10 protein-coding genes are annotated in these 11809 nt (G+C 50.9%); 4 read left to right on the top strand and 6 right to left on the bottom strand.

What is annotated here, in order from left to right; all coding sequences use genetic code 11:
- Positions 1-48: 48 nt before the first annotated feature.
- Entirely contained in the window at positions 49-558 is a 510-nt protein-coding gene (locus EHN07_RS04260; RefSeq protein ID WP_124022957.1) for a non-heme ferritin-like protein, read from the top strand.
- A 48-nt stretch (positions 559-606) separates the two neighbouring features.
- Here the strand turns inward: EHN07_RS04260 and EHN07_RS04255 are convergent, their stop codons facing one another.
- From EHN07_RS04255 to EHN07_RS04235, 5 genes are all read right to left on the bottom strand, one after another.
- Positions 607-1743: an alginate lyase family protein gene (locus tag EHN07_RS04255; RefSeq protein WP_124022956.1), complete on the bottom strand. Its 1137-nt coding sequence runs from the start codon at positions 1741-1743 to the stop codon at positions 607-609.
- A gap of 13 nt (positions 1744-1756) precedes the next feature.
- A complete protein-coding gene (locus tag EHN07_RS04250; protein ID WP_124022955.1) occupies positions 1757-2845 on the bottom strand; it encodes an ABC transporter ATP-binding protein in 1089 nt (362 codons plus the stop codon).
- Between the two features lie 10 nt (positions 2846-2855).
- Complete coding sequence (locus EHN07_RS04245; protein ID WP_124022954.1) at positions 2856-3695, bottom strand: carbohydrate ABC transporter permease; 840 nt, start codon at positions 3693-3695, stop codon at positions 2856-2858.
- A 10-nt stretch (positions 3696-3705) separates the two neighbouring features.
- The gene (locus EHN07_RS04240; RefSeq protein ID WP_034496117.1) at positions 3706-4584 is read right to left on the bottom strand and encodes a carbohydrate ABC transporter permease; all 879 of its coding nucleotides are present in this window, start codon (positions 4582-4584) and stop codon (positions 3706-3708) included.
- Between the two features lie 113 nt (positions 4585-4697).
- Positions 4698-5993, bottom strand: a complete 1296-nt coding sequence (locus EHN07_RS04235; protein ID WP_124022953.1) for an ABC transporter substrate-binding protein — start codon at positions 5991-5993, stop codon at positions 4698-4700.
- 496 nt (positions 5994-6489) lie between these two features.
- Here EHN07_RS04235 and EHN07_RS04230 point away from each other — a divergent pair, with 496 nt between their 5' ends.
- From EHN07_RS04230 to EHN07_RS04220, 3 genes are all read left to right on the top strand, one after another.
- Complete coding sequence (locus EHN07_RS04230; RefSeq protein ID WP_124022952.1) at positions 6490-7728, top strand: alginate lyase family protein; 1239 nt, start codon at positions 6490-6492, stop codon at positions 7726-7728.
- Between the two features lie 20 nt (positions 7729-7748).
- Positions 7749-9767: a heparinase II/III domain-containing protein gene (locus EHN07_RS04225; protein ID WP_124022951.1), complete on the top strand. Its 2019-nt coding sequence runs from the start codon at positions 7749-7751 to the stop codon at positions 9765-9767.
- Positions 9768-9912: 145 nt separating this feature from the next.
- Entirely contained in the window at positions 9913-11256 is a 1344-nt protein-coding gene (locus tag EHN07_RS04220; protein WP_124022950.1) for an anaerobic C4-dicarboxylate transporter, read from the top strand.
- Positions 11257-11296: 40 nt separating this feature from the next.
- Here the strand turns inward: EHN07_RS04220 and EHN07_RS04215 are convergent, their stop codons facing one another.
- A complete protein-coding gene (locus EHN07_RS04215; protein ID WP_124022949.1) occupies positions 11297-11548 on the bottom strand; it encodes a DUF2766 family protein in 252 nt (83 codons plus the stop codon).
- Between the last annotated feature and the right edge of the window lie 261 nt (positions 11549-11809).

The following is an 11809-nucleotide window of genomic DNA, read 5'->3' as shown; positions in this document are numbered from 1 at the left end:
TAATACGCAAAGCTAACCCCGATGTTCCGGCTCAATAAGGAAATGATTATGGAAACTTCAGGTATGGTTCAAAAACTAAATTTACAGATTAACCGTGATTTTTATTCCTCCAATCTCTATTTGCGGTTGAGCAACTGGTGTTCAGAACAGAGCCTGACGGGTGCTGCAACTTTCTTAAGAAAACAGGCTCAATGTAACGTGACGCAGATGATGAGGATATTTAATTTTATGAAGCAGGCGGGTGCCAACCCCTTTGTGGGCAGCATTGAAGCGCTACCCGGCAGATGCGACTGCAGCTCACTGGAAGCGCTGTTTGAAAAAATGGTTGAGGATTATCAACAGCGCTGCGCCATCTTAAGCACATTGAGCGCTGAAGCGGCGGCGTTAAAGGACGAACAGACGCTGGCGTTTCTACAAAGCATGGACCAGGAGCAACAGGAGGAGGGATTGCTGCTTAATACTATTCTCGACGAAGTACGCCACGCTCATAAAGCAGGATTATGTATGAGCCAGACGGATAAGCTTCTGACAACCTTCGTCAACCATCAGCATCATTAATTATTAAACTGTCGGGTGGTCACCACCCGACACTCCCTCTGTTATTTTTCAGGCACACCACATCAGTTGTTCGCGTAAATTCAGCGTATCTTCCGGGAAATTCGCCAGCACGGTTTTATATCGCGCAGCTTCTTTCGGGTATCCACGCATAGATTGCAGTAATATGCGCAAAGCGCTATCCCAGACGATACCGTCCAGATCGCGGTACGGCCACAAATCAGGATCGGCAATAAACGGCATTAAATAATCAATGCCGAGCTTCACGCTTCGGCCATCTTGCTCCGCATTCCAGCGGTCGAATTCGACATGTTCGGCATAGCGATTTAGCAGCAAATGGGCTTCGAGATTGAACAAGGAATAGTGGAACGGCACCGGGCGCTCCAGTTCCATGGTCTGTTTGCCCTCCTGGTCAATTTGCGCCGCCATGCGTTGCGTGATTCCCTGCTGGATAATCCGCGCCACCAGCCCTTTATCACCGTAGAACAGCGCATTCACCGCGCGTTGCGCATCATACCAGGTGCCGTGGTTGTTGTGCCAGACGTACTCCGAATGGCCAACATCGCTATAGAACATCCAGTGGTTAAAGTCCCGGAACCACTGATGCAAGCCGATAATGTCGTCGGTATCCAGTACGCCTGCATCGCTTATCAACCCGATGGTGTCGATAACCATCCACAATAAGCGCGTGTCGATAAGCCCGGTGCCGCGCCCGGAGACTATCCCTGGGATCGCCTGCCCGTAATTCAAATGCGGGTTCATGCGCGTCTGTTCATCAAGGAACCAGCACTTGATTTGCTCCGCCGCCGCAAGCGCGTATTTGCGATGCCCGGTAAAATACCATGCCAACCCAAGCGTCAGGCTACGTTCACACATGCGAATAATGCGCGTGGTGTCAGTGTCATTGTTCTGGCATTGCGGGTTGGTGTGCCCGTCGCGGCGGATGTACGGCAGGCCATTCGGCCTGCGTGGATTGGGCCACCAGTAAGTCCCCAGGCTGTAGTAGTCGTGCGGGTCGCCACTCACCGGGCGCAGCTTTTTATGCACTACGCTTTCAGGGGGTTGCCCGTGGAGTTTATCCGCCTCGCTAACCAGTCTCCCCAGCGCCAGTTGCAGCGGCGAAAAAGGTTGCTGTAAGCCACGGCGGGCATTCTCCAGGCACGTGACATCCAGGGTGTATAACTTCATCAATCGCTCCTTCTTAATGACACGCTACGCGCTGCCCACTGTCGGCATCAAAAATGTGGATACCGGTCACTCTGGGCTGCAGCCATACCGTTTCACCTTCCCGTACATTTAATCGCTGCTTAAATACCGAGGTAAAGGATCCCCCGCCAGTGTTGCAGAACAACTGCATATCGGAGCCGGTGTTTTCAATGGCGGTGATGGTCGCCTTTAGCGCCCCGCTTTGCTCGCTTTCATCCACCACATTGACCTGTTCAGGGCGTATTGCGTACACTACTTTTTGCTGCGGTTTCACCTGCACGCCCGGCGGCAAGCTTAACAAAGAGCCATCGGCAAGACGTAACATCACCTCTCCGTTTTGTAGTACCACTTCACCTTTTAACTGGTTGATTTCAGGCGAGCCGATGAAACCGGCGACAAATAGATTTGCCGGGCGGTCGTATAATTCCAGCGGGCTACCGACCTGTTCGATACGCCCCTCGCGTAACACCACAATCATCTGCCCCATGGTCATGGCTTCTATTTGGTCATGAGTCACGTAGACCGAGGTCGTTTTCAGGCGGCGATGCAGCTCACGAATTTCGCCCCGCACCTGAGTGCGCAGTTTAGCGTCGAGGTTTGAGAGCGGTTCATCAAATAAAAACACCTGCGGATTACGCACAATGGCCCGCCCCATCGCCACACGCTGGCGCTGGCCGCCGGATAAATCTTTTGGCAGGCGGTCGAGCAGTACACCCAGGCCGAGAAGGTCGGCTGCCGCTTCCACTTTCTGGCTGATTTCCGCTTTTGGCAGTTTGGCCATTTTGAGAGCAAAGCCCATATTTTCACGCACGGTCATTTGCGGATATAACGCGTAACTCTGGAACACCATCGCAATATCGCGCAGCTTCGGCTCAACGTCAGTGACGTCTTTTTCATTAATCGCCACCTCGCCGCCGGTAATCTCTTCAAGCCCGGCAATCATGCGCAGCAAGGTAGATTTGCCGCAGCCACTCGGGCCAACCAACACACAGAACTCACCGTCTGGAATGGTCAACGAGACATCTTTAATAACGTGTGCGTCGCCATATGATTTACAGACATTTTTAAGCACTACAGACCCCATGTGTCGCTCCTTATCCTTTGACCGCGCCGGACATAATCCCGCGATTGAAATGTTTTTGCAGACCGAGATACACAATGATGCTCGGCAACATCGCCAGTAAGGTGATGGCAATAAAGATGTTTGGTGTGATGCTTTCATCGGTACGCAAGCGGCCAAGGATCACCGGAATGGTGTTCAGGCTGTCGTGGTTCACCACAATCAGCGGCAGCAGGTACTGGTCCCAAATCATGATGAAACCGAAGGTCACAACCGTCCCGAGCGCCGGTTTAACCAGAGGCAAGATAACGTGGAAGAAAATCTGCCATTCATTGGCACCATCGATACGCGCAGCTTCTTCGAGTTCTTTGGGGATCGCCGCCATAAATTCGCTAAGCACGAAGATGGAAAACGCCCAGCCCACCACCGGCATGATCATGCCCAGATAGGTGTTATAGAGTGACGAGTCAATCAGCGGCAGTTGCCAGTTGATAATCATGTACAGCGGAATGGCGATCACCTCTTCCGGTAGCATCATGGTGGAAAGGATGATCAAACTGACCAACGAGACGCCGACGAACTTTTTGCGCGCTAAGGCGTAGGCCGCCAGCGCACTGACAGAGACCTGCAAAATGGTGCCGAAGAACACCACTACCATCGAGTTCAACAGGTATTGCCAGACACCAATGTCCTGCCAGGCAAAGATAAAATTCTCCATTGAAAACTCATTCGGCCAGGCCAACAGTTCACCAGGCTTCACGGGTGCACCACTGAATGCGGTGGCAACAATGCCCCAGAACGGCCCGACAAATACCATTAACAGCAGGCCATAAATCATCCAGCGGCCTACGGTATCCCAACGTTTACCTAACATGGGCAGCTCCTTAATAGCGGGCAATGCGCTTTTTCAGCGTGAGATGACAAATCGTCAGCACCACGGTGAAGGCGAATAACAGGAACGACACCGCCGAAGCATAGCCGTAGTCAAATTGCTCAAAACCAAGTTTATAGATGTGGGTCATGATCATCTCTGTCGCACCGGACGGCCCGCCGCCGGTGGTGGCGTACACTTCGGCAAACACGCGGAAACCACGGATAAACGAGAGCATCAACACCACGGAAATAGCTGGGATCATGCCAGGTAGCGTGACGTAGCGCAGGCGGTTCCACCAGTTCGCGCCGTCAACATTTGACGCGTCATATAAATCACGGCTGATACCCGCCAGGCCGGCGATAAATATCACCATGTTGTATGGCACCGCTTTCCAGATATGCAGCAGCATGATCACCCACAGCGCCTGATCGGAGCTGGCGAGGAACCCCTGGTCGGCCACGCCAAACCAACTCAGAATATGGTTCACCACCCCGTTCGGCGTTGGGTTAAACAAGATGCGCCACATTTCAGCGACGATAGCCGCACTCGTTACCGCAGGCAGGAAAATCGCGGTACGGATGAAGCGCAAATGGCGGGCGGGACCTTCAAGCAACATAGCCAGGAAAAATGCCAGTACCGCCCCAACCACCATCGTCACCACGACATAAAGAAAGGTGTTGAACACGGCTGAATGCAGTTCGATATCGGCAAAAGCGCGGGCGAAGTTGGCAAACCCAACCCATTCATCTGGTTGATTGAAGTTCACCTTGTAAAAACTCATCACCAACCCTTGCAGCATGGGGATGAATTTAAACCAGGTAAAAATGACCAGTGCCGGAGCCAAAAATATCCACGGCACCAGGTTTCGTTTCTGGCGAGAAGTTAACATCGTTTTTTTGCTCTTTTTTGAAGTTAAGTGGCGGATGGCGCTGCGTTTATCCGCCCTACGTCTGGTTTTGTAGGGTAGATAAACGCAGCATCATCCACCGTTTGGCACCAAACCTACTTCGCCAGCACCTGCTGTTTAGCAAGTTCAGCGTTGACCTTCTCGTTGGTGGCTTTCAGCTCCGCATTGATATCGCTATTGCAGTCAGCCAGAACACGGTTAAAACCATCGGCGGTTATCTGGCGGATTGGCGTCCAGTTCGGCACTTGTGGTACATAGCGGCCTTGTTCGGCGTAGAGTCTGGCGAAATTCTCCCAGCGCGCGTCGTCATACACCGCTTGCGTGTCTACTTGTTTGTTCACGGGCAAACGCACCACTGGCATATGTTTGCTGCCTTTACCCATGCCGATTTCTTGCCCTTCCTGGGAAATCATAAATTCGATGAACTTGCGGGCTGCTTCTTTGTTCTTGCTGCTTTTCATCATAAAGACCGTGGTGCCTTCAGCCAGCGTGGCGCTGTTTTTCGGGCCTTCGAGCATCACCACTTCAAACTTGTCTTTGCCGGGGTCTTTATCAAATAACGCGATATGATACGGCCCGGTGAAGAACATGCCGGTTTGGCTGGAGCGGAATGAAGGGATGATATCGGCCGTCGTGGCATTGATAGCGCCCGGCTGGACCACTTTTTCGCACAACATACCGCGCATAAACTGCAAGGCTTCCGTCGCAGCGGGTTCATCGAGCGAGGCTTTGAATGTGCCTTTTATCGCCCCTTCACGGATAAAATCACCCCCGGCTTGCCACAGGAAGGCACTCATAAACCAGCAGGCATAACCGCGAGTGGTAGAGCCTGGCAACAGAAAACCGTAGGTGTCGTTTTTACCATTGCCGTCGGGGTCTTGCGTGGTAAAGGCTTTTGCCAGTTTCTCGATATCGCTCCAGGTTTTTGGCGCGGGCATTCCCAGCTTTTCACGCCAGTCTTTGCGTACAAACAGGGCGAAGGTTTGAGCGGATGTCGGCACGCCATAGTATTTCCCGTCGGTGTAGCGGGTACTTTCCCAGGCGGTTGGGTAAATATTGTCGCCACCGGCGATTGCTTTCGGGTCGATTTCTTCGGCGATGCCAAGCTGGATGAATTGTCCAATGGCGACCGCATCATTGAAGATAAGGTCCGGCAGCGCATTGCCCGCCGCCGCACGCGCCAGACGCTGCTCGAAATCAGTTGTGGCATTAAAATATTCGATTTTAATGCCGGTCTTTTTTTCAAAGGTTTCCGCTTCTTGCTTGTAGATATTTTTTGAGTCGTTGCTGGCACGAATCCAGACATTAAGCGTTTGGGCTGCAAATGCTTGTGAAGCACTTAACCCCAGTGCGGATATCAGAAATACGGATTTTAATTTTGTAGCGAACATTTATTTTCACATCCTTATTTTAAGAGGTTTGATAATTGAATAAATGGAGTGAAGCAGATTATTTTTGATAAAAGAAAAGCTGCCCAATAATTAAATAGAATAGTTGAGTTAAACACAACGACCAAAAACAGAAATGCCGTTTCACAATACAGAAGTGTGTCATCAATCACATTTAAAAATGCGACACAAAACACACAATAAAAAATGTTCAATAAAAACATGACAATATAAATATAAACAAATTTAGCAAATTATAAAACTAGATTTAAAACTGCTCTTTTTCGTGATCTACAACTCGCTTTCAGGGGTTATTTAGCATCATAAACAAGAGTTTGAAGTACATCACATAAAAATTAATTCCGCCTCTTACACTGCGCAGGCAACATCAATAATATTATTTCCACTCTCATAACCGATGAATACTAATAACACCGACAATTAATAAGGTGATGGCTTTTATCAACCTGAATTCATTCTACCGATGGACGGAGAAAATATGTGTTCGAGCAAACCCACTTTATTGCCCTGCCTGTCATTCATTTCGCTGGCGGTTGCAGGAGTATTAATGACTTCACCGTTGTATGCCGCCGATGCGCATCCGCTGCAAATAAAGCTGGATGATTTACGCTACAGCCAACAACAGGTAAAGGCACAAAATCCGCAGTTTATCGGCGCATATCAAAAACTGATTGCCGGAGCGGATAAAGCGCTAACCAAACCGCTGTATTCCGTGATGGATAAAACCCTTACCGCGGCCAGCGGTGATAAACATGATTACTACAGTTTCCCGCCATACTGGTGGCCGGACCCAACGACCAAAGATGGGCTGCCGTATATTCGCAAAGATGGTCAGACTAACCCTGATGCCAACAGTGATGCCACGGACAAAAAACGCCTGGTCAACATGAGCAATGATGTCTGGACGCTGGCGCTGGCGTGGCAATTTACGCAAAAACCGGCCTATGCCGAAAAAGCCCGCGCTCAGCTTTTGAACTGGTTTGTGAAGCCCGAAACGCGCATGAACCCAAATCTGCAACACGCGCAGGCTATTCCAGGCATTAACGATGGACGAGGAATCGGCCTGATTGATAGCCGCGCCCTGGTGGAGGTGATTGATGCTGTTGAATTGTTACGCCCGGCTAATGTTCTGAGCGACGATGACTACCGGCAGATAAAACAATGGTATGGCGATTTTTATCACTGGATGACCACCAGCCAGAACGGTTTTGAAGAGGACAACTGGCACAACAACCACGGCACTTATTTTGATTTACAGGCCGCGTCATTTGCCCTGTTTAGTGGCGATGTGCAGGCGGCTAAAAAACGGCTGCAAATCACGCAACTGCGCCGAATCCCTTCTCATTTTGATAAAGAAGGCCGCCAGATGGCGGAAATTGAGCGCACTCGCCCCTGGCATTACAGCAATTTCCACCTTGAGGCTTACAACAAGCTGGGGCGTTTAGGGGAAGTGACCGGGGTTGATGTATGGAATTTCAATCTTGACGATCACAGCCTGCGCAAGGGTTATACCTACGTCGCACACTTCGTGAATAGCAATAAAACCTGGCCATGGAAGGATATTGATAAAATGGATGATAAAAAAGCGTTGGTGAATATGGTGAGCGTCGCTCGCGCGTGGCCTGACGACAAACTGTTTACTGAAAAAGCGGAGTGGTTAATGGCAAAATATCCGGACGATATTTCTCATCTTATTACCCCGTTAAAACAACACTGAATGAGAATAAGGATCGAGCGATGAAGCAGTTCACCACGCAACAACTTATTCTTCTTCGGCAACGGATTAAACAGCAGCCAGCAATCATTGAACAATTGATTGCCGATAATTCGGTGGCTCTGAACAACCCGTTGCACGTGCCTGAAACGGCACTGGCAACGTGGAATCTCTATTATTATTGCCCCGACCACGGGGTCAGGCTGATGTGGGACAGACACTCCCCTGCCTCTCATTGCTGCCCGGTAGACGGGCGGCAGTTTAGCGGTGAGCCTTATGACGGCGCATGGTGGCGCGAGCTGAACGGGTTAAATGCCAAAGCCTGCCACCAGCTTGGTGTGTTATGGCAATTAACCGGTGAGCACATTTATTTCGAGAAAGTCCGTGATTTGCTGATGCGCTATGCGGAGTTTTACCCAGGCTATGCCATTCACGGTGATATTCCTTATAACGGGCCGGGGAAAATGAACGCCCAGACGCTGTGCGAAGCCAACTGCCTGCTGGATTTCACCCTCGGGTTTGATTGCATCGCTGAAGCACTGACCGCAGAGCAACGTGAATACATCATCACGCGCCTGCTGCGAGAAGGTGCGCAATTTTTGATAGCTCACCGCACTGCGCAATTACATAACCATGAGGTCAAAATCGGCTGCGCGGTGGGTGTAATGGGTCTGGTTCTGGATGATAATTCGCTGCTGGAGTTTGCGGTAAACCAGCCCTATGGGCTGCGTTATCAACTGGAACACGGTCTGTTTGAAGAAGGGTTGTGGTTTGAAGGCTCGGTTCATTACCATTTCTACGCCCTGCAAGGTTTTCTGGCGTTTGAAAAGCTGGCGATGGGTACACGCTGGAGTCTGCTCAATGAACCCTATTATAAAAAGATGCTCAGTTTCCCACTGATGTTGTTGATGCCAGACGGCACCTTCCCGCGCATCAATGATTGTATCTACGGACAGGAAAAACTCGATCACGGCCATCTTTATGAATTTGCGTGGTATTACTATCAGGATAGCCAATATGCCGCCGCGTTAAAGGCGATGAATCAGTATCATCCACGCCTGAATCTGGATGCATTTCTCTACACTCGTCCATTGCCAGAACAGGTTCCGGAGTTGATCCCCACCGGGCATTTACATGCCCCTGATTGCGGCCTGACCCTCTGGCGCAACGCTGCAAAGCAGCGTGCTCTGCTGGTGAAACATGCCCCTTACGGTGGCGAACATGACCACTACGATCGCCTGAATCTTGTGCTGTTTAATGGTGCGGAAGAAATTTTACCCGACCTGGGAACGACCGGTTACGGCGCGCCAATGCATTACACGTATTACAAAAACAGCGCCACGCATAATACGATTTCCGTTAACCAAACGAACCAGCCGCCTGCGATTTCCGTGGTGCGCCAGTATCATGAAAGCGAGGCGTTTTGCTGGCTCGATGCAGAGGTGGACTGGCGGCAAACGCCACCGGAACTGGATAGCCATACGCGCGTGCAGTGGGATAGCGATGCCTGGCGCGATGTGCGTTTCCGTCGCCGTTTACTGTGGCTGGACAACACCCTGATTGACATCAGCAACGTGCAAAATCCGCATCGCCAACAGGTTGACTGGACACTTCATCTTCATGGCAAAGCGCTTGATGTCGAGGGTGAACTGGCGACATTCAGCCACACCGGGCCGCTTGCAATTATGCAGGATGCGTATTGCGCTCAACTGACTAACAGCCAGCCGCGCAATTTTGGCACGGCACTGAATGGGCAGGCATTGTGGCTACACGGGAAGGCCGAACTCTGGCAAGGAAAGGCTCCCGATAATCCGGCTATTGAGGATCTAAGTTATCTGGTTTTGCGCAGCGATGACAAAAGCCCTGAGTTTGTTTGCGCGTGGGATTTTGACAACCAGCAGCCAATCACCGATATGCAGGTCTTGCCCGATAGTGAAGGCATGCGAATTGCACTTAAGCGGGGCGAAAATGTGCTGGTGATTGATATCACAAACGACGAGACAAAACTTCCTCGCCTCCAGCGTTCGCACTGCCCGTTCTAAATCGCCACTCCGCTTCCGGGCGGGGTGTTAATGAAATGTTATTAACCATCTGTTTTTATTGATTTTTAACAAATAAGATCTATGTCTCATTGGTAACCCTTACGTTCTGCAATGCTATTAACCTGCGTAACGTTAAGGGATTACTATGATTACCATTGAATTTATTGTCATCATTTTATGTCTTCTGGTAGGAACACGCTTTGGCGGGATGGGGCTTGGCCTTATCAGCGGAATTGGCTTGTTCATTCTCACTTTCGTATTTGGCCTTGAGCCAGGAAAACCCCCGGTTGATGTGATGCTGACCATTCTTGCCGTCATTGGTTGCGCCGCCACATTACAAACCGCAGGCGGTCTGAATGTAATGATGCAGTTCGCCGAACGGCTGCTGCGTAAACATCCTCAGCATATTACTCTGCTCGCCCCCTTCACCACCTGGATGCTGACATTTCTGTGCGGCACCGGACACGTGGTATACACCATGTTCCCGATTATTGCCGATATTGCGCTCAAAAAAGGGATTCGCCCGGAACGCCCTATGGCGGTCGCATCAGTGGCATCGCAAATGGCGATCACGGCATCTCCGGTTTCGGTAGCGGTGGTGTCGCTGATTTCGATTCTGGCGGCTAACCACGGCATCGGTCACGCGTGGGGCATTCTTGATATTCTTTGCGTTTCCGTGCCCGCCTCGTTATTTGGCGTGCTGATTGCCGCCCTGTGGAGTTTGCGGCGCGGTAAAAATCTGGAAGATGATGAAGAGTTCCAGCAAAAGCTGACAGATCCAAAACAGCGCGAATTTATCTACGGCAGCAGCGAAACCCTGATGAACCAGGTGTTCCCAAAACAGGCCTACTGGTCAACGTGGATCTTCTTCGCCGGGATTTTAGTGGTGGTGCTATTGGGAGCGATTCCCACGCTGCGTCCGGTATTTGAGATGAAAGGCGCGCTCAAGCCGCTGTCGATGAATCTGGTTATCCAGATGATGATGCTGATTGCGGGTGCGGTAATGCTGATGGTGTGCAAGGTGAACGCTGCGGCAATCTCCAACGGCGCGGTGTTTAAAGCCGGGATGGTGGCGATTTTCTCGGTGTTCGGCGTGGCCTGGATGAGCGACACCTTCTTCCAGGCGCACCTTGAAGAGCTGAAAATGGCGCTGGAAGGGGTGGTAAAAAACCACCCCTGGACCTACGCCATCGTGCTGTTTTTAGTTTCTAAGCTGGTGAATAGCCAGGCCGCAGCGTTAACCGCAGTCGCCCCGATGGGGTTGATGCTGGGTGTCGAACCGAAAATGCTAATTGCCTTCTTCCCGGCCTCTTATGGTTACTTTGTGCTGCCAACCTATCCAAGCGATCTGGCCTGCATCGGGTTTGATCGTTCCGGCACCACCAGGATTGGTAAATTTATCATTAACCATAGTTTTATTTTACCCGGGCTTATCGGCGTCAGCTGTGCCTGCGCGGCGAGCTATCTGCTGGTGATGACTCTCTTTTGAGAGAAAACCGCCCTTTCACCAGGGCTATCAAGCGGCAAAATTAATGCGCTTCGTTTGGCGCAGTAAACTTCAGCTCAATCAGGCTAATTGCTTTTTGAATCGCACGGCGGGTCACCGGATCCGCCGCTGCCGGATGGGTGGCAAAATCAATCGTCTTTAGCTGGTTAGCCATTTTCTCGCGCACTTCAACGGGCGCAATCACATCAATAACATCCAGAATTTGCTTGATCACCAACTGGCAGGCTACCACGTCGGAGACCAGTTCCTGGTCGGCGGATAATTGTTCAGACATCTTTTCTCTCCTGTTTCGCAATGGCCGCCATAGTACTAGTGGCAACGCATGTGAGGCAATCATCCATTGTTGAGGATTGATCAAACAACCCACGTGCAGCCCGCAGGCTTTCTCTGTCGCCGCCTTTTATCGAGGCGCTGGTTACAAATCAGGCTCTCGCTCATCTGCTTGCTGATAATGAGTGCCAACAGCAATAAATGTGGATGTAAAGAGGTGAAGCGCTAAATAACAGGCGTAAAAAAACCTGCCGCGGCAGGTTTT

It is taken from the genome of Buttiauxella warmboldiae, assembly GCF_003818135.1.
Taxonomy (GTDB): Bacteria; Pseudomonadota; Gammaproteobacteria; order Enterobacterales; family Enterobacteriaceae; genus Buttiauxella; species Buttiauxella warmboldiae.
The sequence above is the reverse complement of the archived record's forward strand: the minus strand, read 5'-3'. Positions and strand labels throughout refer to the sequence as shown.